Here is a 23,553-nt window from a genome sequence, read left to right as displayed (position 1 = left end):
GTTTTCTGTTGCTTGGGCTGGCCTCATCGCGAGCAAGCTCGCTCCCACATTGGACCGCATAACTCAGCAACAACTCGATCAACTGTGGGAGCGAGCTTGCTCGCGAAAGCAATCCATCAGGCGCCGCCGACCACCGAGGCCTGCGCCGTCCGCAATTCATGCCGATTGCCCTTGAACAGCACCAGGGTCGCAATCAATCCCAGCACCGCCGCGCCGCTGAGCCAGATTCCCGGTGCCGCCTTGTTGTCGAGCACATGGATCAGGTAGGTGCAGGCCGCCGGGGTAAAACCGCCGAAGGTGGCGGTGGCCAGGCTATAGGCCAGGGAAAAACCGGTGGTGCGCACTTCGACCGGCATGATTTCCGTCAAGGCGACCACCATGGCCCCGTTGTACGATCCATACAGGAAGGACAGCCACAACTCGACGATCAGCAAATGGCTGAAACTCGGGTTTGCCACCAGCCAGGACAGCGCCGGGTACGCGGTCAGGATCGCCAGGATCGTCGCACCGAGCAGCAGGGGTTTGCGGCCGATCTTGTCGGAAAACGCCCCCATCACTGGCAGCCAGAAGAAATTCGACAAGCCGATGCACACCGTGACCAGCAAGGCATCCAAATCCGACAGATTCAACTCGGCCTTGCCAAACGTCGGCGTGTAGGCCGTGATGAGGTAGAACGACACTGTGGTCATGACCACAAGCGCCATGCCGGCCAGGACGATACCGAAGTTCTGACCGATGGAACGGGTGATTTCCGACAGGGTAGGGCGATGTTTTCTTGCCTGGAATTCAGGCGTTTCCTCCAGCGAGCGGCGAATCATGAAGATGACCGGCACGATCAGGCAACCGATGAGGAACGGCACGCGCCAGCCCCATTCGCCCATCTCCTGTGGGTTCAGCCAGTGATTGAGGCCAACACCCAGCAGGCCGGCGAACACCACCGCAGCCTGTTGGCTGGCGGACTGCCAACTGACGAAGAAACCCTTGCGCCCCGGCGTGGAAATTTCCGCGAGGTACACCGATACGCCGCCCAGTTCCACGCCAGCGGAAAAACCTTGCAGCAATCGACCCAGCAACACCAGCAACGGTGCCGCCACGCCCAATGTGGCGTAGCCCGGCACGCAGGCAATCAGCACCGTGCCAGCGGCCATCATTGCCAAGGTGATGATCAAGCCTTTGCGACGGCCATGGCGGTCGATGTAGGCGCCGAGAAAAATAGCCCCCAGGGGACGCATCAGGAACCCCGCGCCGAATGTGGCCAGGGACAGCATCAGCGACGCGAAGGCGCTGTCGGTCGGGAAGAATGTCTTGGCGATGGCCGTGGCGTAGAAGCCGTAGACCATGAAGTCGAACATCTCCAGGAAGTTGCCGCTGACGACGCGGAAAATTGCCTTGCCGTTGCTCGTGTTGGAAGACATGGGTAGGTACTCACTCTGGCAAATCTTGTATGAAAACGCAGCAGCCCCTGTGGGAGCGAGCTTGCTCGCGATGGCGGTGTGTCAGTCACCTTGATGCTGACTGTTGCGCCGCTATCGCGAGCAAGCTCGCTCCCACAGGTTTTTTGCATGCGCTGTAGCCCATAATGGCTGGCGCGGTTTTGAGGGGAGATGAAGATTTGTTAACTGGACGATGGTTAGGGCTTGTGATGCTGGCGGGCGTGTTATCCGCCTGTGGCAACGGCGATACCCTCGAGCGCTTCGACGGCCCGACCATGGGCAGCCGCTATTCCATCCAGTACGTCAGGCATATCGCCACGCCCGGTCCGAAAACGGTGCAGGACGAAGTGGAACAGATCCTCGCCGAAGTGGATCGGCAGTTGTCCACCTATCGCAGCGACTCGGACATCGAGCGTTTCAACGCGTTGCCTGCCGACAACTGCCAGGTGATGCCCGGCCCGGTTCTCGAGCTGATCCGTGCGGGCGAGCAACTTTCCTCGCAAAGCGACGGTGCCTTCGATTTGACGGTTGAGCCTTTATTGGACCTGTGGGGATTCGGTCCGCAATCCCGGGAAGAACAGGTGCCAAGCGCCGAGGCCCTGGCCCAGGCTCGTCAGCGCGTTGGTCATAAACATCTGCGCATTGAGGGCGACCGGCTGTGCAAGGACGCCGCCGTGGAAGTCGACTTCAACAGCATTGCGGCGGGGTATGCCGTCGACCGCATCGCCGCCAGGCTCCAGGCTTTGGGCATCGACAGCTATCTGGCCGAGGCCACTGGTGAACTCAAGGCCGTCGGGCACAAGCCGGATGGCTCGCCCTGGCGCATCGCCCTGGAAGAACCACGGGACGATCGGCAAGTGGCCGAGCGGGTCATCGAGGTCAACGGCTACGGGGTTTCGACGTCGGGCGATTACCGGAAATATTTCGAACAGGGCGGTAGGCGGTATTCCCACACTTTTGATGCGCGCACGGGGGCTCCGGTCCTACACAACCTGGCGTCAGTCACGGTAATTCATCCTTCAGCAATGATGGCCGATGGACTATCGACGCTGTTGCTGATTCTCGGTCCTGAACAGGCTTGGGACTATGCCCAGAAGCACGGCATCGGGGTATTTTTCGTATTGCGGGATGGGGAGCGTTTCGTCAGCCGCACCAACGACATCTTTGAACGGATGACCCGTGGAAAAACCAATGACCACTGAAGTGGGATTACCGTGGCGAGGGAGCTTGCTCCCGCTTGAGTGCGAAGCGCTCACAAAAGGGGGCCGCAGCCCAGCCCAGCGGGAGCAAGCTCCCTCGCCACGATGATCTGGGCAAATCTTAAGTGAACGCTGACAGCGTTTTGAAAGCCTACCTGTGGCGAAATAGCGCAGGCAAAACTAGCCTACGACGCGACCAAGGGGTAATGTGCGCGGCGTTGACGCTTCTATAGACTGTGGCCGGGCTCGTGAACCGGCCCCAAATTGTTCCTTCATGCCGCCGGCCGGCATGATTTAGCCGTCGGTGCCAAGCGTGGCATCGCGGCCTGTTCTGAGGAGTACGCATGGCTGTCTACAACTACGACGTGGTAGTACTGGGTTCCGGCCCTGCTGGGGAAGGCGCGGCAATGAACGCGGCCAAGGCAGGGCGCAAAGTGGCGATGGTCGACAGCCGTCGGCAGGTTGGCGGCAACTGCACCCACTTGGGTACCATCCCGTCCAAGGCCTTGCGTCACTCGGTCCGGCAGATCATGCAGTTCAACACCAACCCGATGTTCCGGGCCATCGGCGAGCCGCGCTGGTTCTCCTTCCCTGACGTGCTCAAGAGCGCCGAGAAGGTGATCTCCAAGCAAGTGGCCTCGCGTACCGGCTACTACGCCCGCAACCGCGTGGATGTGTTCTTCGGCACCGGCAGCTTCGCCGACGAGCAGACCGTCGAAGTGGTCTGCGGCAATGGCGTGGTCGAGAAGCTGGTGGCCAAGCACATCATCATCGCCACCGGTTCGCGCCCGTATCGCCCGGCCGATATCGATTTCAACCATGCGCGTATCTACGATAGCGACACCATCCTGAGCCTGGGTCACACCCCGCGTAAGCTCATCGTCTACGGTGCCGGCGTGATCGGTTGCGAATACGCCTCGATCTTCAGCGGCCTGGGCGTGCTGGTGGAACTGGTGGACAACCGCGGCCAGTTGCTGAGCTTCCTGGATTCGGAAATTTCCCAGGCCCTGAGCTATCACTTCAGCAACAACAACATCACCGTGCGCCACAACGAAGACTATGATCGCGTCGAAGGCGTCGACAACGGCGTGATCCTGCACCTCAAGTCCGGCAAGAAGATCAAGGCCGACGCCTTGCTCTGGTGCAACGGTCGTACCGGCAACACCGACACCCTGGGCCTGGAAAACATCGGCGTGAAGGTCAACAGCCGTGGCCAGATCGAAGTCGACGAGAACTACCGCACTTGCGTGCCGAACATCTACGGTGCCGGTGACGTGATCGGTTGGCCGAGCCTGGCCAGTGCCGCCCACGACCAGGGCCGTTCGGCCGCCGGCAGCATTGTCGACAACGGCAGCTGGCGCTTCGTCAACGACGTACCGACCGGCATCTACACCATTCCGGAAATCAGCTCGATCGGCAAGAACGAGCAGGAGCTGACCCAGGCCAAGGTGCCTTATGAAGTGGGCAAGGCCTTCTTCAAGAGCATGGCGCGGGCGCAGATCGCCGGTGAGCCGCAAGGCATGCTGAAGATCCTCTTCCATCGCGAGACGCTGGAAGTACTGGGCGTGCACTGCTTCGGCTACCAGGCTTCGGAGATCGTGCATATCGGCCAGGCGATCATGAACCAGCCGGGCGAACTGAACACGCTCAAATACTTCGTCAACACCACGTTCAACTACCCGACCATGGCCGAAGCCTATCGGGTCGCGGCGTACGACGGGCTCAACCGGCTTTTTTGAGCGGCTCCGGCCGGTGGCCTGAGCCGGCCGGGGAGACCGATTTCAGCAATTCTCGAGGGTGGCAGTGGCCAAACCGGGAAAGTCTGTAATCAGGCTGTCAGCGCCAAAATCGGCGAGCCTGCGCATGAGCGCGGGCTCGTTGACCGTCCACACCGATACATGCAGCCCCTGGCGCTGCGCCTTGATCAGGCGTTCCGGCGTGCACAGGGTCCAGTTCAACGCCAGAATCTCGCAGCCGTAGCTCTGGGCGACCTTCAACGGGTCGAGCCAGGCGTATTCGGCCACCAGTCCACGGGAAATGTCCGGGGTCAGGTCCAGGGCCGCCTTGAGCACTTCCCGGGAGCTGGAGGTGATGGTGATCCTGTCCAGCAGCCCGAAGCGTTGGGCCATTTCACGAATGCCCAGCACGGTCGCGGCGGCACGGGTGCGTGACGCGCTTTTCACCTCGAGCTGCCAGTGTTCGAAATCACATTTTTCGAACAGTTCTTCCAGTCGCGGAATCGGGCACGGCTTGATCCAGCCCGGGCCGCCCTTGCGCGCATCGTAGGTCACCAGTTCGGCGGCGGTGTGTTCGACCACCTTGCCCCGGCGATCCGTGGTGCGCTTGAGGGTCGGGTCGTGGATTACCATCAACTCGCCGTCCATGGACAAGTGCAAGTCCAGCTCGCAACGGCGCACGCCGTGCTTGAGGCATTCCTGGAAACCGGTGAGGGTGTTTTCCGGTGCTTCGCCCTTGGCGCCGCGGTGGCCATAGATGAGGGTCACGGTTCTTCCTTATTGATGCCAGATTCGTTCAGTTCCCGGGCCAGGCGCCGTTCTTGCGCCTGTTTTTGCAGGATGTAGCGGGCCAACAATTGACGCTGGGCGTCGGTCGGGTGTTCAAACTCGGTGCCGACGTCGTAGCCGCCACCCTTCGGATCGCAATGGGTGACCCGCGCCCGCAACAACAAGCCGAGGGCCTGGGGCATCAACACCAGCTTGACCGACAGGTGCGCCCCGACGGCGATGGGGGTGGGGTATTGGAAGTCGATACCGCCTTCGGAAATGATCACCGGCTGGGGTTCGCCGATTTCACCAAGCACGGTCACGGCGATGACCTGGCTGAGCAGGTCGATGCGTTTGTTCATCGCCTTGAGGTACGCCGCGATGCTGCGCTCGCGCTCGCTGATCTGGCGCAACAGGTGCTGTGACTCGAATTCGCTCAGGTGCAGTTCGCTGAGCAGATTGAACAATGGGGACTCATCCTGCAACACTTCCTGGCTGGCAGCTTCAGGAATGGACAGGGGCCGAATTTCCAGTGCGATCGTGTCCTCGATACGGTAGTATTCGCGGCGATCTTCTTCATCTAATGTCGACATGGCGAACCCATGGTAGCGGCGGTGGTCTGAGTGTAAAGCTGGTTTGTGACCCCCGCCACAAGGACGTTCCTTTTCCCTCCGAACAAGCCCCGACATGTTCAGACCTCTCTTCGTATTCATCGGCACGCGTTATACCCGTGCAAAGCGTCGCAATCATTTCGTATCGTTCATTTCCCTGACCTCTATCATCGGATTGGCCCTTGGCGTGGTCGTGATGATCGTCGTGCTGTCGGTGATGAATGGCTTCGACCATGAGATGCGCACCCGCGTGCTGGGCATGGTGCCCCACGCGACCCTCGAATCCGGCGAAGCCATCAGCGATTGGCCGAGCCTGGCTGCCAAGGTCAAGCAGAACCCGCAGGTGCTGGCCGTCGCGCCGTTCACCCAGATGCAAGGGCTGCTGACCAATGACGGCAAGGTCTCCAAGGTCTTGCTCAACGGCATCGACCCGGCGCTGGAACGGCAAGTGTCGATCATCGACAACTTCATGAAGCAGGGCAAACTCGACGACTTGGCGCCGGGCGATTTCGGCATCGTGATTGGCGACAAGGCCGCGGCCAAGCTCGGCGTGGCCATCGGCGACAAGCTGACCTTCGTCGCGCCGGAAGTCACCGTCACGCCGGGCGGCATGTTCCCCCGCATGAAGCGCTTTACCGTGGTCGGCATTTTCCACGTGGGTGCTGGTGAGCTGGACGGCTACCTCGGCGTGACCAATCTCCAGGATCTCGCCCGCCTGCACCGCTGGAAACCGGACCAGGTCCAAGGCCTGCGGTTGAAATTCGATGACCTGTTCCAGGCGCCGCGCGTTGCCTGGAACATCGCCCAGCAGCTTGGCGAAGACCGTTACTATGCCCGCGACTGGACGCGCACCCACGGCAACCTGTACCAGGCGATCCGCATGGAAAAAGCCATGATCGGCCTGCTGCTGTTGCTGATCGTCGCCGTGGCGGCGTTCAACATCATCTCCACGCTGGTGATGGTGGTGAACGACAAGAAGGGCGACATCGCGATCCTGCGCACCCTCGGCGCCACGCCGGGACAGATCATGCGCATCTTCATGGTCCAGGGCACCGTTATCGGTGTCATCGGTACGTTCGTCGGGGCCCTGGTCGGGATGTTCGCGGCGCTGAACGTCAGCGCCGCGATTGCCGGTCTCGAAACCCTGATCGGGCACAAGTTTCTCAACGCCGACGTGTACTTCATCGACTACCTGCCATCGCAGTTGCAGGCCGACGATGTGTTGATGGTCTGCGGCGCCGCGTTGGTCCTGAGTTTCCTCGCCACCCTGTATCCAGCCTGGCGTGCCGCACGCACCCAGCCTGCGGAGGCGTTACGTTATGAGTGAGTCGGGCATGAGTGAACAAGCAATCTTGAGCTGCCGCAACCTGGGCAAATCCTACGAGGAAGGGCCGGAGTCGGTGGTAGTGTTGTCGGGCCTGCAACTGGAGCTGCACCCGGGCGAGCGCGTGGCGATTGTCGGCACCTCCGGGTCGGGCAAAAGTACCTTGCTGAACCTGCTCGGTGGCCTGGATACGCCCACCGCCGGCAGTGTCTGGCTGGCCGGCGAAGAACTCTCGGCGTTGAACGAGAAGGCCCGCGGCCTGCTGCGTAACCGCTCCCTGGGTTTCGTCTACCAGTTCCACCATTTGCTGCCTGAATTCACCGCCCTGGAAAACGTCTGCATGCCGCTGCTGATTGGCCGCACGGCGATTCCCGAGGCGCGTCAGCGCGCCACGGCATTGCTGGAGCGGGTTGGGTTGGGGCATCGCCTGGAGCACAAGCCGGCCGAGCTGTCCGGTGGCGAGCGCCAGCGCGTGGCGATTGCCCGGGCGCTGGTCAACAAGCCCGGCCTGGTGATGCTCGACGAGCCAACCGGCAACCTCGATTCCCATACCGCCCAGGGTATCCAGGACTTGATGCTGGAGCTCAGCACCTCGATGCGCACAGCGTTCCTGGTGGTGACCCACGATATGAACCTGGCCCGCCAGATGGACCGCGTCCTGCATTTGCAGGAAGGTTGCCTGACGCCCATCTGACCGACCGAAACCCGGTGCCTGATGCAGGCGCCGGGTCTTTTATTTTCATACGGTGCCCAGCGAATGTTCAGACCGTTATCGATTTTCATCGGCACGCGCTATACCCGCGCCAAGCGCCGCAATCGCTTTGTTTCGTTTATTTCCATGACGTCGATGATCGGCCTCGCCCTTGGCGTATTGGCGATGATCGTGGTGTTGTCGGTGATGAACGGCTTCCAGCGTGAAATGAGTTCGCGGATCCTTGGCATGGTCCCCCACGCCACTATCGTCGGCGTGAACCCGATCGACGATTGGCAGCCGGTAGCTGCCGCCGCGCTGAAGAATCCCGAAGTCACCGCTGCCGTTCCGTTCACGGAAATGGAAGGCATGCTCAGCCATAAGGGGTCGATGCAGCCGATCCAGATCAGTGGTGTCGATCCGGCGCAGGAAGGCAAGGTGTCCATCGTCGCCCAGCATATCGTCCAGGGGCGCCTCGACGCCCTTAAGCCGGGTGAATATGGCGTGGTGATCGGCGAGATCACGGCCCGGCGTTTCCGCCTGAATGTCGGTGACAAGCTCACCTTGATCGTGCCGGAAGTCAGTACCGCACCGGGGGGCATCACGCCACGGATGCAGCGCCTGAACGTGGTCGGTGTGTTCAAGGTCGGCGCCGAGCTGGACGGCTCCATGGCGCTGATCCACCTGGCTGACGCCGCGCAGATGCAGCATTGGCAGCCGAACCAGGTGCAAAGCGTGCGGCTGGCGGTGAAAGATTTGTACGCGGCGCCGAAGGTCTCCGGCGACATCGCCACCGGTCTCGGCGCGAACTACAAGGCCGACGACTGGACCCACACCCAGGGCAGCCTGTTCAGCGCCATGAAAATGGAAAAGACCATGATCGGCTTGCTGCTGCTGATGATCGTCGCGGTGGCGGCGTTCAACATCATCGCCACGCTGATCATGGTGGTGAACGACAAGGGCGCGGACATCGCCATCCTGCGCACCATCGGCGCCACGCCGCGGCAGATCATGGCGATCTTCATGGTCCAGGGCACGGTGATCGGCATCGTCGGAACGTTGATCGGTGGCGTGCTGGGGGTGATTGCGGCGTTGAATGTCAGTGAGCTGGTGGGCTGGCTGGAACGGGTCAGTGGGCAGCACATCTTCAGTTCCGACGTGTATTTCGTCAGCAACCTGCCTTCGGAGTTGCAGCGTGGCGACGTAGTGCTGATCTGCTCTGCCGGGTTCATCCTCAGCTTCCTCGCCACCGTGTATCCGGCATGGCGCGCGGCGAAGATCGAACCGGCGCAGGCGTTGCGGTATTCCTGATAATCCAGGAACGACTGCGCGATCCTTGTGGCGAGGGGATTTATCCCCGCTGGGGTGCGAAGCGCCCCTAATCCTTCGGCCACCGCAGTGTGTCAGGCCTGATGAAGGGGGCCGCTTCGCAGCCCAACGGGGATAAATCCCCTCGCCACAGATTTGTTCGCCTCACTTGTTTTTGGGCAGTTCAATCACGAACCGCGTCCAGCCCTCGGCCGATTCGCATCTGATATCTCCTCCATGGGCGCGGATGATCGAGCGGGTGATGGCCAGCCCAAGTCCTGCATGTTCGCTGCTGCCTTCCTGGCGGGACGGGTCGGCGCGATAAAAACGGTCGAACAGGCGTGGTAGCAAATCCGCTGGAACGCCTTCGCCGTTGTTCTCCACGCACACGCTCACTCCTTGACCCACATCGACAATCCGCACGCGCACTTCGCCGCCACTGGGGGTGAAGCGCAGGGCATTGTCCAATAGGTTGGAAAGGGCCCTGCGCAGCATGTTGCGGTCACCCTCGATCAGGCTCTCACCGTCGCGACCCAGGCGTACATTGAAGTCCTCGGCCAGGGGCGCGAAGAAGTCCAGCAAGATGTCCACTTCCTCGGCCAATTGCAGCGGTTCGCGATGGAGCGCCAGCAGGCCATGATCAGCCTTGGCCAGGTACAGCATGTCGTTGACCAGTTGCGCCATCCACTGCAGTTCTTCGAGATTGCCGTGCAATGCCTCGCGATAGTCTTCCAGCGAACGCTCGCGGGTGAGGGTGACCTGGGTGTGGGTCAGCAGGTTGGACAGCGGCGTGCGCAGTTCATGGGCGATGTCGGCGGAGAACGCAGAGAGGCGTTGAAACGCATCGTCCAGGCGACCGAGCATGTCGTTGATGCTGCGGGCCAATTCCGCCAGTTCGACGGGCATATGCTCTTCCGGCAGCCGGGCATTGAGGGAGCGGGCCGAAACGCTGCTGGCGATCGCACCCATGCGTCGCAAGGGGCGCAGGCCACGCCGGGCCGCCCAGGCACCGAGCAGGGCGGTGGCCAGTGCCGAGAGGCCGACGGTTAGCCAGATCAGCCGCTGCATGCGTTGCAGGAAGTGTTGGTGATGGGTGATGTTCAGCAACAAGGTCAGTTGGGGTGAGTCGGTGCGATCGGGGTACAGCAGCGCGTTCAGCACCCGATAGTCATTGTCTGCATCGCGAAGCGTGGACAGGCCGGGGCGTTCCGGTAGTTCGGGCGGCGCCGGGATCGGGCTGCCATGCCACTGGGTGCCGTTGCTGTCCTTGATGCGCAAGGTCAGGTCCGCCTGGCGGCTCAACTCATCGTCCAGGCGCATCCGGGGATCATGTCCGTGGGTGTCTTGCACGGCGCGCCGTACGCCGATCAGTTGGGTTTCGAGCAGTTGTCGGTCCAGCTCCACGAAGTGCGCCTCGCTGCCGCGGCTGAACAACACGCCCGCGAATAGCGACACGACGGCGGTGCAGGCGGCGAAGAGCAGCGCTAGCCGATTGCTCAGTGACCACCGGCTCACAGGCTGCGCTCTTCAAGGACATAGCCCATGCCGCGCACGGTGTGGATCAGCTTGTTGGGAAACTCGTCGTCGACCTTGAGCCGCAAGCGGCGGATCGCCACCTCGATGACGTTGGTGTCACTGTCGAAATTCATGTCCCAGACTTGCGAGGCAATCAGCGACTTTGGCAATACTTCGCCCTGACGCCGCAGCAGCATCTCCAGCAAGGCGAACTCCTTTGCGGTCAAATCGATGCGCCGGCCGCTGCGCTCAACGCGACGCCGAATCAGGTCCAGGCGCAGGTCCGCCAGTTGCAGGCTGGTTTCCTGGGGCGTCGAGCTGCCACGGCGCAACAGGCTGCGCACCCGGGCCAGCAGTTCGGAAAAGGCAAAGGGCTTGACCAGGTAATCATCGGCGCCCAGTTCCAGGCCATGCACGCGATCCTGTACCGCATCGCGCGCGGTCAGGAACAGCACTGGCGTGTCCAGGCCGGCCCCGCGCACGGCTTGCAGGATCTGCCAGCCGTCGCGACCGGGCAGCATCACGTCGAGAATCAGCAGCGCGTATTCATCGCTCAGGGCCAATTGCTGGCCGGTGATACCGTCTGCCACCAGGTCGGCGTTGAAGCCGGCTTCGCTCAAGCCTTGGCGCAGGTATTGGCCGGTTTTCAGTTGGTCTTCGACAATCAGCAGTTTCATGGGCGGCTCGAGGCGGTGTTTGTACCAGGGCGTTATACCGTGGCGCATGGGCAGGCGGGCCAACCTGACAAACTTGTAATGCAAATGTCAGTCAACTGGCAGTCGCGCCTGCTTAGAGTCTTCGGCAAGTTGAACCCTTCTCTTGCTGGAGTATGAACATGTTGATGATAAATCGCCTGGTCCTGGCCGCCTCTGTGCTGGCGTTGAGTGTGTCGTCCTGGGCGTCGCCGGGCCACTTTGATTTTGGCCAACCCGCGCCGGCAGCCAAGGCCAGTCGCAGTATCGAAGTGGTGATGGGCGACATGTCATTCAATCCCAAGACGCTGGACATCAAGGCCGGCGAGACGGTGCGGTTTGTATTGGTCAACAAAGGGCAGTTGTTGCATGAGTTCAACCTGGGCGATGCGGCGATGCACGCGGAGCACCAGCAGGAGATGCTCAAGATGCAACAAGAGGGCATGTTGTCTCCCACTGGGATGCAATCGGGCATGGACCATGCCGCCATGAGCCACGGGGATAAAGGCGGGATGAACCACGACGACCCCAACAGCGTACTTGTGCAGCCAGGCAAGACCGGCGAATTGACCTGGACGTTCAGCAAGGCCACTCGCCTGGAGTTCGCCTGCAATGTGCCCGGCCATTATCAAGCCGGGATGAAAGGCGACCTGACAGTCAGTCAGTAAGCGCTCAAGGCGGTGGCAAAGGCTGGTAGAATCCGCTGATTCTTCAGTCAGGTTTCCGTCATGCATCCCGCAGCCGAACATTCGCCGCTGGGCAAATCCAGCGAATACATCGCTACGTACACGCCGTCCTTGTTGTTCCCCATCCCGCGTACCGCAAAGTGGGCGGAGTTGGGGCTGACGGCCGAGACCCTGCCGTACAAAGGCGTGGACTTCTGGAACTGCTTCGAATTGTCCTGGCTGTTGCCGTCCGGCAAGCCAGTGGTGGCCATCGGTGAGTTCGCGATCCCGGCGGATTCGCCGAACATCATCGAATCCAAGTCCTTCAAGCTGTACTTGAACTCGTTGAACCAGACGCCGTTCGCTGACACTGCGAGCCTGGAAGCGACCTTGCGCCAGGATCTATCGGCAGCGGCGGGCAAACCGGTGGCCGTGCGCATTCGCAGCCTCAAGGATGTAGAGAGCGAAGGCGTCGTGGCACTGCCTGGGGTTTGCATTGACGAACTGGACATCAGCGTCGACTCCTACGAGCATCCGCGTCCAGAGCTGCTGCGTTGTGATGACTCGCGCGTTGTGGAGGAAAGCCTGCACAGCCATCTGCTCAAGTCCAACTGCCCGGTGACCAGCCAGCCGGATTGGGGCAGCGTGGCGGTGGAGTACCGTGGCGCGGCACTGGATCATGCCAGCCTGCTGGCCTATATCGTCAGCTTCCGCCAGCATTCGGATTTCCATGAGCAGTGCGTCGAGCGGATCTTTCTCGACCTGCAGCGCTTGCTCAAGCCGGAGAAATTGACCGTGTACGCGCGGTATGTGCGGCGTGGTGGGTTGGATATCAATCCGTATCGCAGCACTGAAGAGGTGACGTTGCCGAACCATCGCCTGGTTCGCCAATGAGACTCTAAAATGTGGGAGCGAGCTTGCTCGCGATGAGGGTGGCACATTCAACATTGTCTTGGCTGACACACTGCTTTCGCGAGCAAGCCCGTTCCCATACGGAATTGCATTTGGATCGTGGACATTGAAAAGCCCCGCTATCGCTAGCGGGGCTTTTCAATATTTGAAGGGTTCAGATCCCCATGCTGCCCAAGGTATTGACGATATTGCGCAGTGTTCCAGCAATCGTTGGATGCTCCACCTCAAAGCGCTCTACGGCCAGGTTCACCCCGTCGACCAGATTGTTGTCCTGAACCTGGTTTTCCAGTTCGATCTGGGATTCGATCTGCGCCATCAACTCGTGCAGATGTTCGCGCTCTGGCTCAGACAGCGGCGGGTTCTGGTCCAATTGCTCGCGCAGTGTGTTGAGCTGTTCTTGCAAGTCGCGGGCAGGCATTGGCGTACTCCCTTTATTGATAGGCACTGCCATGGACCGCGACGCAGCGTCAAAAGTCCATGGCCTGCCTTAAGAGTAATCCACACTCACGCGCCCTGCATGATCCCGGTCAGGGCTTCTCGCCTTTTTGCCTGCGCAGGCTGATGTCGGCCAGGCAAGTGTCCAGTTCGCCCAGGTGATCAATCACCGAATGCACGCCTAGACTGAACAATTGCACGGTCGCCTTGGCGCGCTTGATCTCCCGGTCTTGTTGGCTCAGGTTTTGCCACTCGACCGGCGACAGGCCGCACAACGAGCCGCAGGAGGCCAATCCGATGGTCCATAATCCCGCGTTGAGCCCTGATTGCAGCAGCCTTGGCTCGCCGCTGACCAATACACAACCGTCCAGTTGCTGGACATCCAACGCCATCAGCGCTTGCCAACAGGCATGTGGCGCTGGCCAAGGATTATTTGTTGCAGGAAGTTGCGGCGCTTTGATCGACCCAGGCAACGTGGCGGCCAGCCGATGACTGACGGCAGGAGGCAGTTCGTCGAGCCAGGCACAGGGGATATTCAGGTGCTGCAAGCGTTGCAGGCTTTCCAGGGCACCGGGTGTCGGTTGGGCGTGATCCGTGGGCGTCGCCCCTGGCTGGCGAATGCGCGATCCGAAATCCACCAGGCATCCGCTCAGGCCGAACAGTACAGCGGTAAGACTGGGAGCGGGGAGGGGCAGGGCTTCGGCGCGCGGCATGGGAACGTCCTTGAAATAACTCGCAGCCTAACGGGTCGCGATGACAGTCCGGTGACAGGAAAATGAAGGCGGCGCGTTGTGGAATCTTCCTACGGGCGCTTCTTTTTCAATGCTGCCTATCCGCGCGTTCCGTCTTATACTAGCGGCCTCACCGCCTGGGCTCGGCGCCCTTGCCTGATCAATCCAAGGAGTTTTTCCCTATGCGCTGGAGCCATTGTCTAGCTCAGCTGTGTCTTTCCGCCAGCGTCCTGCTGGTGCCGTTCGCCAGTCAGGCCGCCACGGAAGAAGACCCTTGGGAAAGCATCAACCGTCCCATCTTCACGTTCAACGACACCATTGATACCTACGCGCTCAAGCCGCTGGCCCAGGGTTATCAATACGTGACGCCGCAATTCCTCGAGGACGGCATCCACAACATGTTCCGCAACATCGGCGATGTCGGCAACCTGGCCAACAACGTGCTGCAAGCCAAGCCGGCCGCCGCCGGGGTCGACACCGCCCGATTGATCTTCAACACCACTTTCGGCCTGCTGGGCTTCTTTGACGTAGGCACTCAAATGGGCCTGCAGCGCAGCGATGAGGATTTTGGCCAGACCCTGGGCTATTGGGGGCTGGGCAGCGGGCCGTACGTCATGCTGCCGTTGTTGGGGCCGAGCACCTTGCGTGATGCGCCGGCCAAGCTGGTGGACAGCTACACCACGCCTTATCCCTACATCGACAACGTTTCGGTGCGTAATTCGATCTGGGGCCTGAATATTGTTGATACCCGCGCCAGCCTGTTGTCCGCGGAAAAACTGGTGAGCGGCGACAAATACGTCTTCATTCGCAACGCGTTCCTGCAGAACCGCGAATTCAAGGTCAAGGATGGCCAGGTCGAAGACGATTTTTGATCTCGTCCCGTAGAGCGCGGAAGGCGGCCCGAAAGGCCGCCTTCTTTGCATCGACGTCACGTTTGAGCGGGTTTGGTCCTTCCATTGAGTTACGCTTCGCTCGGTTCTTATAACTCTCTGTACTTTGACAAATGATGACGGCAAGCGACCGTCTGCATGAGCTTGAAACGCCCCGCGGATGGGAGTACCGTCTGCGCCTTAGAAGGGCACCTCTGTGTAACAGTGTGTAGGGCAAAGGCCTGAAGCCGGTACGACAGAGAGGCTAGAAAGCGAATCCAGTAGTGCGTGCCAGGCCATGCCGCCCCGCCCGCTACGCCAACCTAATTCTGGCGCCGTTTGCCCACATGCCAAAAACCAGTGCCACGCTGCTGATAATCGATGATGACGAAGTGGTGCGAGCCAGTCTCGCCGCCTACTTGGAAGACAGTGGTTTCAGCGTCTTGCAGGCCAGTAACGGCCAACAGGGTCTTCAGGTATTCGAACAGGAGAAGCCCGACCTGGTCATCTGCGACCTGCGCATGCCGCAGATGGGCGGACTCGAACTCATTCGCCAGGTCACCGAGATCTCCTCGCAGACCCCAGTGATCGTGGTGTCGGGCGCGGGCGTCATGAACGATGCAGTCGAGGCCTTGCGCCTGGGCGCGGCGGATTACCTGATCAAGCCCCTTGAAGACCTCGCGGTGCTCGAGCACTCGGTGCGTCGGGCCTTGGATCGTTCGCGCCTGCTGGTGGAAAACCAACGCTACCGCGAAAAGCTGGAAACCGCCAACCGCGAGCTCGAAGCCAGCCTGAACCTGCTGCAGGAAGACCAGAACGCCGGGCGCCAGGTGCAGATGAACATGCTGCCGGTCAGCCCTTGGACCGTCGACGATTTTCGCTTTGCCCACCAGATCATCCCGTCGTTGTACCTGTCGGGCGACTTCGTGGACTATTTTCGCGTCGATGAGCGACGAGTGGCGTTCTACCTGGCGGATGTTTCCGGCCACGGCGCTTCGTCGGCATTCGTGACGGTACTGCTCAAATTCATGACCACGCGGCTGTTGTTCGAATCCAAGCGCAACGGTACGTTGCCGGAATTCAAGCCTTCGGAAGTCCTTGGGCATATCAACCGGGGCCTGATCAGCTGTAAGCTGGGCAAACACGTCACGATGGTCGGTGGAGTCATCGACGAGGAGACTGGTTTGTTGACGTATAGCATCGGCGGTCACCTGCCGTTGCCTGTGTTGTATACACCTGACAGTGTTCGTTACCTGGAAGGGCGTGGTTTGCCGGTAGGCCTGTTCAACGAGGCCACCTACGAAGACCACATTCTGGAGCTGCCACCGACGTTCAGCCTGACGCTGATGTCTGATGGCATTCTGGACCTTTTGTCAGAACCTACACTCAAAGAGAAAGAAGCGGCCTTGCCTGAGCGGGTGAGTGCGGCGGGCGGCAGCCTGGAAGGCCTGCGCCAAGTGTTTGGATTAGCCACGCTAGGGGAGATGCCGGATGATATCGCCCTGTTAGTGTTGAGCAGGAACCTTTGATGAGTACCGGTAGAATCCAGTTCGCCGAGCAGGACGGCACCTTTGTCCTGAAGTTTGTCGGTGAAGTGCGCCTGACCTTGTGTTCGGCGCTGGATGCGACAATCGAGAAGATCTTCACCGCGCTGAATTTCAACGCCATCGTGATCGATCTGACCGAAACCCGCAGCATCGACAGCACCACTTTGGGCCTGCTGGCCAAGCTGTCGATCCTGTCGCGGCAAAAGGTTGGCCTGTTGCCGACTGTCGTCACCACCCACAACGACATTACCCGTCTTCTCCAATCGATGGGCTTCGACCAGGTGTTCAACATCGTTGGCGATCCGGTTCCGTGTCCGGAATGCCTGGATGACCTGCCTGATCAGGACCAGTCCGAAGAGGAAGTGCGGATCAAGGTGCTTGAAGCCCACAAGATCCTCATGGGGCTGAACGATTCCAATCGTGAAGCGTTCCATGACCTGGTGAATGCGCTGGAGCGGCCTTGATTCTTGAGCGTGTGTAGACCGAATTGACGCTTTCGCGAGCAGGCTCGCTCCCACAGCGTCTTGCGTTGGGCCGCAGCCTTTGGAGCTGCCCCTAATTCTCCTGTGGGAGCGAGCTTGCTCGCGAATGGCCTGCACAGGCGCCAGATTTCTCAGGCTGAGCCGCATAAAAAAAGGGCGAACCCACCAAGGTTCGCCCTTTTTCATGCCTTGCGAGTCAGCTCAAAGCTTGGCTTGCAGCAACGCCTCCAACTTCTCTTGGTCCCGGGCGAACTGACGGATGCCTTCAGCCAGTTTCTCGGTCGCCATGGCGTCCTCGTTGGACAACCAGCGGAATTGCGCTTCGTTGAGGCTCAGGCGCGCTTCTCCAGCTTGCCCAGGCGCCAGTTTGCGTTCCAGCTTGCCTTCATCGGTGGCCAGTTTCTCCAGCAGTTCAGGGCTGACGGTCAAGCGGTCGCAACCGGCCAGTTGTTCGATCTGGTTGAGGTTGCGGAAGCTTGCGCCCATGACCACGGTCTTGTAGTCATTGGACTTGTAGTAGTTGTAGATGCGCGTCACCGACTGCACGCCCGGGTCGTCCGCGCCGGTGTAGTCGTTGCCGTTGGCTTTCTTGTACCAATCGTAGATACGGCCCACGAACGGCGAGATCAGGAATACCCCGGCATCGGCACAGGCGGCGGCCTGGGCGAAGGAGAACAGCAGCGTCAGGTTGCACTGGATGCCTTCGCGCTCGAGTTTCTCGGCGGCGCGGATGCCTTCCCAGGTCGAAGCGATCTTGATCAGGACGCGGTCCCGGCCAATGCCGGCTTTTTCGTACAGGTCTACCAGACGATGCGCTCGCTTGAGCATGGCTTCGGTGTCGAACGACAGGCGTGCATCCACTTCGGTGGAGATGCGCCCGGGAATCACTTTCAGAATCTCCTGGCCCACTGCGACGCCAAAGCGGTCGCTGGCCAGGCCTACGTCGCCCTTGCAGTCCGCCACGCAGGCGTTCAGCAGCTCGGCATAACCGTGCATTGCCGAGGCCTTGAGCAGCAGGGAAGGGTTGGTGGTGGCGTCGACGGGCTTGATGCGGGCGATGGCTTCGAAGTCGCCAGTATCGGCCACGACGGTAGTGAACTGCTTGAGTTGTTCCAGCTTGGAAGTCATGAGCGTGCTCTGTCCTATGGGTCCGTTGACATTACCCGAGGGCTGGCAGCCACTCAAGGGCGTGAAGAGGTATCGATGGCCCCAGCGGCAACAACCTGGAAACGGCTGTTTGAATGGCCGGGGCAACTGTCGGTAGATACGATGCCAAAACCGCGCGCAGGTTCAAAGCAAGTGACGGTTAACGCCCTTCCAGCAACTGCCCCGCCTGGTCCAGCAGCGCCAACGGATCCTTGGCCTTGTGGATATCTACCGACAACAACTGCCGGAACCGCCGCGCGCCCGGGAATCCCGTGCCCAGTCCCAGCACATGGCGGGTGATGTGGTGCATGGCACCGCCGTTCGCCAAGTGATCGGCAATATACGGCCGCAGCTTTGCCAAGGCCTCGGCCCGAGTGATGATGGGGGCAGTGCTGCCAAACAACTGCTGATCCACTTCGGCCAGCAGATACGGGTTGTGGTAGGCCTCGCGACCCAGCATCACACCGTCAAACGTCTGCAGATGCTCGTGGCAGGCCTCCAGCGTCTTGATCCCACCGTTGAGCACGATTTCCAGCTCAGGAAAATCCGCTTTCAACCGCGCTACCACGTCGTAACGCAGCGGCGGGATGTCGCGATTCTCCTTCGGCGACAACCCCTCCAAGATCGCAATCCGCGCGTGCACGGTAAAACTGGTGCAGCCGGCGTCACGCACCGTCCCGACGAACTCGCACAACTGCTCGTAGCTGTCGCGACCATTGATCCCGATCCGATGCTTGACCGTCACCGGGATCGACACCGCATCCCGCATCGCCTTCACGCAATCGGCCACCAATTCTGGATGCCCCATCAGGCACGCGCCGATCATGTTGTTCTGCACCCGATCGCTTGGGCAGCCGACGTTGAGATTGACCTCATCGTAACCGTGCTCCTGGGCCATTCGGGCGCAAGCGGCTAAATCGGCTGGGACGCTACCACCCAGTTGCAGGGCCAGCGGATGCTCGGTTTCGTGATGGCGCAGGAAGCGCTCGTGATCGCCATTGAGCAGGGCGCCGGTGGTGACCATTTCGGTGTAGAGCAGGGCGTGTTTGGAGAGGATGCGCAGGAAGTAGCGGCAGTGGGCGTCAGTCCAGTCCATCATGGGTGCAACACTAAAGCGCCGAGACAGCGTAGGCCTTGTATCTACTGGGCTAAAGCTCTGTTTATCTAACATTTTCTTCAACGTGTTCTGGACGTGATTTCGGGTGTTTTCAGGCGTTTTTGAGGGTTCGGTGGTACCATGTACCACTTCAAAACTGACGCGTACCACTTTTGACATGGCGACTATCAGGGCAAGAAAACTGGCGGATGGGTCTGTTAGCTACACGGCTCAGATCCGCATCAAGCGCGACGGAGTGCAAGTCTATCAAGAGAGCCAGACCTTCGCCCGGAAACAGGTGGCGCAGGCCTGGGCACGCAAGCGTGAATCCGAACTGGATGTACCTGGTGCGATTGAGCGAGCGAGCCGCAAAGGCGTCACGCTCAAAGACATGATCGATCAATACCTGATCGAGGTTGAGAAAGCCCGGCCGCTGGGCAAGACCAAACGCGCAACCCTTACGGCCATCGGCCAAACGTACATGGGCCAGTTGGCCGACACCGATATCAACACCCAATGCCTAGTCGATTACGCGCTGTGGCGGATGAGCCCCGAGGGGGGAGGCGTCCAGGCGCAGACGGCCGGCAACGACCTGGCGCACCTCGGCGCCGTGCTTTCCATCGGCAAGGACGCTTGGGGTTATCAGCTTGATCCTCTGGCGATGGGGGGCGCACGGCGCGTCCTGCGCAAACTCGGCTACAACTTGAAGAGCCGCGAGCGTGACCGGCGCCCCACGCTGGACGAGCTGGGTAAGCTCATGAAGCACTACCAGGATATGCAGCTGCGCCGTCGGAGCATCATCAACATGATGAAAGTGGTGGGCTTCGCCCTGTTCTCGACACGCCGACTCGACGAAATTACCCGGATTCGCTGGGACGACCTCGACGAGCCCGGCCAGCGGGTGTTGGTACGCGACATGAAGAACCCAGGCCAGAAGATTGGCAACGACGTCTGGTGCTACATCCCAGACGAGGCCTGGAACATTCTCCAGACCATGCCCCGTGCCGGCGAGGATATTTTCCCGTACAGCCCTGAATCAATTTCCACGTCCTGGGCGAAGGCCTGCAAATTCCTGGAGATCAAGGATCTGCACTTCCATGACCTTCGGCACGAAGGTGTAAGCCGTCTGTTTGAGATGGACTGGGATATCCCACGAGTGGCGAGCGTTTCGGGGCACCGTGACTGGAATTCGCTGAGGCGCTACACCCACCTACGCGGCAAGGGTGATCGCTATGTAAAGTGGGAATGGTACGAAGAAATACTGAGGGCGCCCGTTCAACTGGGCGCCGCATCAATGAAGTGGCTCAAAAGGCGTGTTTTGAGCCGTTAAGCTGATTGGTCTCCTTAACCGCGGTTGCGCGCTGTTGATCGACGTACGCGGCCAGGTCGGTGATATGGATTCCCTTGGCCGACTTCTGGCTGCGTTCCAGGCGGGTGATGGGGATCTTTATCTGCCCGCTCATCACCTTGCGTTGAAACATGTCGGGCGTCAGGTGCGTGAAGTAGTCCCGACAAACCTGCTCTAGCGAGATAATCACCTGGCCGTCGTATTGGGCCATGAGGACAAACAAGGTTTTCATTGTGCTAATCCTTTAACTGATTTTTTCATACGCTCTTGAATACCCAGCAGCGCACGATGGTGGGTTTTTTCATCGTTGAGTCATTGGCTGCCTGCTGTGCCCTCACAGCGCTATATGTCGCCTTGTTTACGTTCAATAGCTTGCGGCTAAGGCTGTTCATCAACAATGGCCGCAGGGTCTTCAGATCCGCGAGGTTCTGGCGATGCTCACTGGCTTTCTCCGCAAGCTCATTGAGGTTGATAGCGATGAGTTTCGGATCAACGCTGTGATTGACCTGGGGCCCTTCGCCGAGGCTTTCCAAGTAGTCGTACACATCCCAAAATTCAGCTACCAAAGGATGGTCAGCACTGATCGCCGCCTGACGTTCCAGCGCCATGCTCGTCAGGACCTGATGGGTCGCCACACGTTGGTTCTCATCCAGCGGACAGACCAAACCAAGGCAATCCACCAACGCCATGATCTGGCTGTGGTTCTTGATGATCCGCTCCACACGGATGTCCCTGAGCTGGCGCAGGCTCTGCTCATGAACCGCCACCCGCTCGGCAAACTTCGTCATAACCTGGCCTTCAGCTCGCACCGCCATCAGCAGAAAATGGCTGAGCTGTTCCACCGGTATCAGGTTCAGGTTATCCGCCGCGGCACGGCTCTCAGTGGTCACTTCAGGGCGAGCAAAGTGAGTTTTGATAATCCGGGTCAGGATCGCCTCCGACGCGCTAACGTCGGCGTTCTGGCTGATGGCAATGACACCCCGAAACGGTGGTTCGTAGGTTTCGTTACCACTGGTCTTCATCCCGCGGGTGCCGAGGGTGCCGCCGCCAAAGAAGTCCTTTAGCTCGTCCCAATCAAAGCCCTTGGCATGGGCTTTGTCCGGCTCGTTGCGGTCGCCCTCGATTAACACCACTGGCATGTTGGAAACTTGCCCCATCGCCCGCTGACGGCCGGCACGCGTTGATTTCGAAGGATCGAAACCTTCGTGCTCCCGACCCAGGAGCTTCCAGAGAAAAGTCAGCAGCGTGGTTTTGCCGGCACCGGCCTCGCCGGTGACCTCCAGAAAGGGAAATGACTTGTACTGTGCCCGAATCTGTTCGGCGAACAACGAGCCGAACCAGAACGCCAGCGCAACGATTCCCTTGGAGCCGAAACAGGTCCAAAGCATGGGCAGCCAATCGTTGCGGTATTGTTTGGCGTCACGCTGGATATGCATCGCAATTGACTTCTGCAGCGTCTTGAGACGCAGCTTGTCGAACTCGAAAAAGTCCTCTTTATTAACCCGGCTGACGATCCCATTGCGTACGGCAATATCACCGAAAACGTAAGCACCGTGTTCCTTGCTGTAGCCCACATAGTCGATGGTCGCTACCGTCTTGAGCCCATACAGCTGGTCCTTCATGATCTTATCGAGCTGCTGCCCGCTGCCGGTGAACACCGCGCCAGCAGCCATACTAAGCAAGCGCTTCTTGAACTCGCTGGCGGCAGCGACCTGGGCGCCGGTGAAGGTGTTCTTCACGCTGCCGCCGTCATGCGGGAAATCTACCCGGAAGTAATACCAGGCCTCATCAGTCACCTCGTTGCGCTGGAAGTACAACGCCTGCGGGTAGCAGTTGGCGATTTCTACGACGCTGCCACATTGGCGCAGTGCCTTATCGCGACGCTGTTCGTCGTTGAGCAACTGGTCTTCGTGGCGCTCAGACGCATCTAACGCCTGCATGGCCTTGTTGAACTTCTCTAGGTCCATCTTGAACCAGTACATCCGACTCTCGAATGCGAAGTGAAACTCATAGCGCTCGCGCCATTGGTACATCAGCACGCCTTTCTCAGTCGCACTTTCGGCAATCAAAAGCGAGCCGTGATAACGGGCGGCAGCCAAGTCTTTGCTGATCTGCTCGGTACGCTGGGCGTCGTCATCCATAAAGGCCCAACGCTGGTGCAGATCGTTCCAATCAACCTTGCGGCTGTCAGGCTGCGGGATCTGCGCGGCTTCGCACTCATAGCCCAAAGCGTGAGCCTGACGTACCCAACGCTTGGTGTATCTATGTGCGCCAGGCTCGTTGTCCAACGCCCAAACCAACTTGGGCAACTTACCGCCGCGCAGCCGTGACAGCTCCCTCAACGACTCTTCAGGGAATGCATTGGACGACATAGCCGATACCGCTGCAATGCCGTTATGCACCAGGGCGATGGCGTCAAAGATGCCCTCGACAATCCACAGCTCGGCTACGTCCAGCAATTCGACACAAGGCGGACACCACCAAACGCCGTGAGGACTGTCACCAGGCTTGAATCGGGCTTTCATCTTTCCGAAGCGGTGCGGGCGATCGATCAGCCGTTCCCAATATCCCCCTTTTTCTAAAGCGAAGCGGACCGTGGTGCTACCTTCGTTCAGATCTCGAGAAAAGAAAGATTCTTGGCTAAACCAGCCCTGAATCAGCTCATGCCGAAAACCACGAGCGAACTCCAGATAAGCACGAGCCGTGGCGGTTGGATATTGATCGCACGAGGGCGCTCGACGGCTCCAGTCATCAAACAGATCCTCATACAGCTCTTTGACGTGCCAACGCTTTGCGCATTTGCTCTCGCGACCGCAAATGATCAGCCACGGTTTTGAAACACGGGTGTAGAGCTCTTTTTTTCCACAGGCGGGGCACTTCCCGCCGCGCCAATAGATGTCGCTGTGCCGCGTCTTGAATCCGTAATCGCTCTTGAGCCGTTCAAGTACTACAGCCCGTAGCGTTTCTGACTGTTCCATGTCGCACCAACTGTGGGGCAAAACAAGCCCAGCCCTACGGTGGGGTAGGGTTGAGTCAATGGCTAGG

Annotated in this window: 22 protein-coding genes; 11 read left to right on the top strand and 11 right to left on the bottom strand. The window is 59.9% G+C overall.

Translation table 11 applies throughout. The annotated features are described in order from the left end of the window. Positions 1 to 116: 116 nt before the first annotated feature. Complete coding sequence (gene tcuC, locus AB4N42_RS22565; RefSeq protein WP_198797742.1) at positions 117 to 1,415, bottom strand: MFS transporter; 1,299 nt, start codon at positions 1,413 to 1,415, stop codon at positions 117 to 119. Between the two features lie 227 nt (positions 1,416 to 1,642). Here tcuC and AB4N42_RS22560 point away from each other — a divergent pair, with 227 nt between their 5' ends. Together AB4N42_RS22560 and sthA are read left to right on the top strand one after the other, a co-directional pair. Further along, positions 1,643 to 2,635, top strand: coding sequence for an FAD:protein FMN transferase (locus tag AB4N42_RS22560; protein WP_323154174.1), 993 nt, complete (start codon positions 1,643 to 1,645; stop codon positions 2,633 to 2,635). A gap of 341 nt (positions 2,636 to 2,976) precedes the next feature. Beyond that, positions 2,977 to 4,371, top strand: coding sequence for a Si-specific NAD(P)(+) transhydrogenase (gene sthA, locus AB4N42_RS22555; RefSeq protein ID WP_003183399.1), 1,395 nt, complete (start codon positions 2,977 to 2,979; stop codon positions 4,369 to 4,371). Positions 4,372 to 4,413: 42 nt separating this feature from the next. Here sthA and AB4N42_RS22550 read toward each other — a convergent pair whose 3' ends face one another. After that, positions 4,414 to 5,136, bottom strand: a complete 723-nt coding sequence (locus AB4N42_RS22550) for a glycerophosphodiester phosphodiesterase (RefSeq protein WP_030139963.1) — start codon at positions 5,134 to 5,136, stop codon at positions 4,414 to 4,416. Next, positions 5,133 to 5,729, bottom strand: a complete 597-nt coding sequence (locus tag AB4N42_RS22545; RefSeq protein ID WP_030139964.1) for a PilZ domain-containing protein — start codon at positions 5,727 to 5,729, stop codon at positions 5,133 to 5,135. Before AB4N42_RS22545 ends, AB4N42_RS22550 begins: the two co-directional genes overlap by 4 nt. A 94-nt stretch (positions 5,730 to 5,823) precedes the next feature. On the opposite strand from AB4N42_RS22545, the gene AB4N42_RS22540 reads away from it, so the two are divergent. From AB4N42_RS22540 to AB4N42_RS22530, 3 genes are all read left to right on the top strand, one after another. Further along, positions 5,824 to 7,074 carry a lipoprotein-releasing ABC transporter permease subunit gene (locus tag AB4N42_RS22540; protein WP_198797825.1) on the top strand — a complete coding sequence of 417 codons (1,251 nt, stop codon included), beginning with the start codon at positions 5,824 to 5,826 and terminating at the stop codon, positions 7,072 to 7,074. Beyond that, a complete protein-coding gene (gene lolD, locus AB4N42_RS22535; RefSeq protein WP_437127700.1) occupies positions 7,067 to 7,765 on the top strand; it encodes a lipoprotein-releasing ABC transporter ATP-binding protein LolD in 699 nt (232 codons plus the stop codon). The genes AB4N42_RS22540 and lolD overlap by 8 nt, the downstream gene beginning before the upstream one ends. Positions 7,766 to 7,828: 63 nt before the next feature. Beyond that, positions 7,829 to 9,073, top strand: a complete 1,245-nt coding sequence (locus AB4N42_RS22530) for a lipoprotein-releasing ABC transporter permease subunit (protein WP_030139967.1) — start codon at positions 7,829 to 7,831, stop codon at positions 9,071 to 9,073. A gap of 162 nt (positions 9,074 to 9,235) precedes the next feature. On the opposite strand, the gene AB4N42_RS22525 is transcribed toward AB4N42_RS22530, so the two are convergent. Together AB4N42_RS22525 and AB4N42_RS22520 are read right to left on the bottom strand one after the other, a co-directional pair. Further along, positions 9,236 to 10,585, bottom strand: coding sequence for a heavy metal sensor histidine kinase (locus AB4N42_RS22525; RefSeq protein WP_198797822.1), 1,350 nt, complete (start codon positions 10,583 to 10,585; stop codon positions 9,236 to 9,238). Then, on the bottom strand, positions 10,582 to 11,262 hold the full coding sequence (locus AB4N42_RS22520) for a heavy metal response regulator transcription factor (protein WP_030139969.1): 681 nt from the start codon (positions 11,260 to 11,262) through the stop codon (positions 10,582 to 10,584). The genes AB4N42_RS22525 and AB4N42_RS22520 overlap by 4 nt, the downstream gene beginning before the upstream one ends. 158 nt (positions 11,263 to 11,420) lie before the next feature. Here AB4N42_RS22520 and copI point away from each other — a divergent pair, with 158 nt between their 5' ends. Together copI and queF are read left to right on the top strand one after the other, a co-directional pair. Next, entirely contained in the window at positions 11,421 to 11,945 is a 525-nt protein-coding gene (copI, locus tag AB4N42_RS22515) for a copper-resistant cuproprotein CopI (RefSeq protein ID WP_030139970.1), read from the top strand. A gap of 60 nt (positions 11,946 to 12,005) precedes the next feature. Further along, entirely contained in the window at positions 12,006 to 12,836 is an 831-nt protein-coding gene (queF, locus tag AB4N42_RS22510; RefSeq protein ID WP_030139971.1) for an NADPH-dependent 7-cyano-7-deazaguanine reductase QueF, read from the top strand. 172 nt (positions 12,837 to 13,008) lie between these two features. On the opposite strand, the gene AB4N42_RS22505 is transcribed toward queF, so the two are convergent. Both AB4N42_RS22505 and AB4N42_RS22500 read right to left on the bottom strand, forming a co-directional pair. Then, entirely contained in the window at positions 13,009 to 13,272 is a 264-nt protein-coding gene (locus tag AB4N42_RS22505; RefSeq protein ID WP_198797821.1) for a DUF4404 family protein, read from the bottom strand. Between the two features lie 109 nt (positions 13,273 to 13,381). After that, a complete protein-coding gene (locus tag AB4N42_RS22500) occupies positions 13,382 to 14,002 on the bottom strand; it encodes an HAD family phosphatase (protein WP_431145748.1) in 621 nt (206 codons plus the stop codon). Positions 14,003 to 14,202: 200 nt separating this feature from the next. Between AB4N42_RS22500 and AB4N42_RS22495 the strand changes: the two genes are divergently transcribed. From AB4N42_RS22495 to rssC, 3 genes are all read left to right on the top strand, one after another. After that, the gene (locus tag AB4N42_RS22495; protein ID WP_431145747.1) at positions 14,203 to 14,892 is read left to right on the top strand and encodes an MlaA family lipoprotein; all 690 of its coding nucleotides are present in this window, start codon (positions 14,203 to 14,205) and stop codon (positions 14,890 to 14,892) included. A gap of 344 nt (positions 14,893 to 15,236) precedes the next feature. Next, the gene (rssB, locus tag AB4N42_RS22490; RefSeq protein ID WP_030139975.1) at positions 15,237 to 16,418 is read left to right on the top strand and encodes a two-component system response regulator RssB; all 1,182 of its coding nucleotides are present in this window, start codon (positions 15,237 to 15,239) and stop codon (positions 16,416 to 16,418) included. Beyond that, on the top strand, positions 16,418 to 16,900 hold the full coding sequence (gene rssC / locus AB4N42_RS22485; protein WP_181286889.1) for an anti-sigma factor antagonist RssC: 483 nt from the start codon (positions 16,418 to 16,420) through the stop codon (positions 16,898 to 16,900). The genes rssB and rssC overlap by 1 nt, the downstream gene beginning before the upstream one ends. Positions 16,901 to 17,119: 219 nt before the next feature. Here the strand turns inward: rssC and tal are convergent, their stop codons facing one another. Together tal and dusA are read right to left on the bottom strand one after the other, a co-directional pair. Next, entirely contained in the window at positions 17,120 to 18,046 is a 927-nt protein-coding gene (gene tal / locus AB4N42_RS22480; RefSeq protein WP_198797819.1) for a transaldolase, read from the bottom strand. 178 nt (positions 18,047 to 18,224) lie between these two features. Further along, positions 18,225 to 19,235, bottom strand: coding sequence for a tRNA dihydrouridine(20/20a) synthase DusA (gene dusA / locus AB4N42_RS22475; RefSeq protein ID WP_460115402.1), 1,011 nt, complete (start codon positions 19,233 to 19,235; stop codon positions 18,225 to 18,227). A 103-nt stretch (positions 19,236 to 19,338) separates the two neighbouring features. Here dusA and AB4N42_RS22470 point away from each other — a divergent pair, with 103 nt between their 5' ends. Next, positions 19,339 to 20,490 carry a tyrosine-type recombinase/integrase gene (locus tag AB4N42_RS22470; protein WP_460115401.1) on the top strand — a complete coding sequence of 384 codons (1,152 nt, stop codon included), beginning with the start codon at positions 19,339 to 19,341 and terminating at the stop codon, positions 20,488 to 20,490. Here AB4N42_RS22470 and AB4N42_RS22465 read toward each other — a convergent pair. Further along, complete coding sequence (locus tag AB4N42_RS22465; RefSeq protein WP_460115400.1) at positions 20,465 to 20,740, bottom strand: pyocin activator PrtN family protein; 276 nt, start codon at positions 20,738 to 20,740, stop codon at positions 20,465 to 20,467. The genes AB4N42_RS22470 and AB4N42_RS22465 overlap by 26 nt on opposite strands. A gap of 25 nt (positions 20,741 to 20,765) precedes the next feature. Further along, complete coding sequence (locus tag AB4N42_RS22460) at positions 20,766 to 23,486, bottom strand: toprim domain-containing protein (protein WP_460115399.1); 2,721 nt, start codon at positions 23,484 to 23,486, stop codon at positions 20,766 to 20,768. Between the last annotated feature and the right edge of the window lie 67 nt (positions 23,487 to 23,553).

Source organism: Pseudomonas sp. H2_D02, from assembly GCF_054677635.1.
Note: the sequence above shows the minus strand (reverse complement) of the source record. Positions and strands in the feature narration are given on the sequence as shown.

Excerpts from the sequence above, each read along its gene's own strand:
- AB4N42_RS22470 (WP_460115401.1), top strand. The coding sequence starts at position 19,339 with ATGGCGACTATCAGGGCAAGAAAACTGGCGGATGGGTCTGTTAGCTAC.
- lolD (WP_437127700.1), top strand. The coding sequence starts at position 7,067 with ATGAGTGAGTCGGGCATGAGTGAACAAGCAATCTTGAGCTGCCGCAAC.
- rssC (WP_181286889.1), top strand. The coding sequence starts at position 16,418 with ATGAGTACCGGTAGAATCCAGTTCGCCGAGCAGGACGGCACCTTTGTC.
- copI (WP_030139970.1), top strand. The coding sequence starts at position 11,421 with ATGTTGATGATAAATCGCCTGGTCCTGGCCGCCTCTGTGCTGGCGTTG.
- tal (WP_198797819.1), bottom strand. The coding sequence starts at position 18,046 with ATGACTTCCAAGCTGGAACAACTCAAGCAGTTCACTACCGTCGTGGCC.
- AB4N42_RS22560 (WP_323154174.1), top strand. The coding sequence starts at position 1,643 with ATGCTGGCGGGCGTGTTATCCGCCTGTGGCAACGGCGATACCCTCGAG.
- AB4N42_RS22495 (WP_431145747.1), top strand. The coding sequence starts at position 14,203 with ATGCGCTGGAGCCATTGTCTAGCTCAGCTGTGTCTTTCCGCCAGCGTC.
- tcuC (WP_198797742.1), bottom strand. The coding sequence starts at position 1,415 with ATGTCTTCCAACACGAGCAACGGCAAGGCAATTTTCCGCGTCGTCAGC.
- AB4N42_RS22520 (WP_030139969.1), bottom strand. The coding sequence starts at position 11,262 with ATGAAACTGCTGATTGTCGAAGACCAACTGAAAACCGGCCAATACCTG.
- AB4N42_RS22460 (WP_460115399.1), bottom strand. The coding sequence starts at position 23,486 with ATGGAACAGTCAGAAACGCTACGGGCTGTAGTACTTGAACGGCTCAAG.
- sthA (WP_003183399.1), top strand. The coding sequence starts at position 2,977 with ATGGCTGTCTACAACTACGACGTGGTAGTACTGGGTTCCGGCCCTGCT.
- dusA (WP_460115402.1), bottom strand. The coding sequence starts at position 19,235 with ATGTTAGATAAACAGAGCTTTAGCCCAGTAGATACAAGGCCTACGCTG.
- AB4N42_RS22540 (WP_198797825.1), top strand. The coding sequence starts at position 5,824 with ATGTTCAGACCTCTCTTCGTATTCATCGGCACGCGTTATACCCGTGCA.
- AB4N42_RS22465 (WP_460115400.1), bottom strand. The coding sequence starts at position 20,740 with ATGAAAACCTTGTTTGTCCTCATGGCCCAATACGACGGCCAGGTGATT.
- AB4N42_RS22545 (WP_030139964.1), bottom strand. The coding sequence starts at position 5,729 with ATGTCGACATTAGATGAAGAAGATCGCCGCGAATACTACCGTATCGAG.
- queF (WP_030139971.1), top strand. The coding sequence starts at position 12,006 with ATGCATCCCGCAGCCGAACATTCGCCGCTGGGCAAATCCAGCGAATAC.
- AB4N42_RS22530 (WP_030139967.1), top strand. The coding sequence starts at position 7,829 with ATGTTCAGACCGTTATCGATTTTCATCGGCACGCGCTATACCCGCGCC.
- AB4N42_RS22505 (WP_198797821.1), bottom strand. The coding sequence starts at position 13,272 with ATGCCTGCCCGCGACTTGCAAGAACAGCTCAACACACTGCGCGAGCAA.
- rssB (WP_030139975.1), top strand. The coding sequence starts at position 15,237 with ATGCCAAAAACCAGTGCCACGCTGCTGATAATCGATGATGACGAAGTG.
- AB4N42_RS22500 (WP_431145748.1), bottom strand. The coding sequence starts at position 14,002 with ATGCCGCGCGCCGAAGCCCTGCCCCTCCCCGCTCCCAGTCTTACCGCT.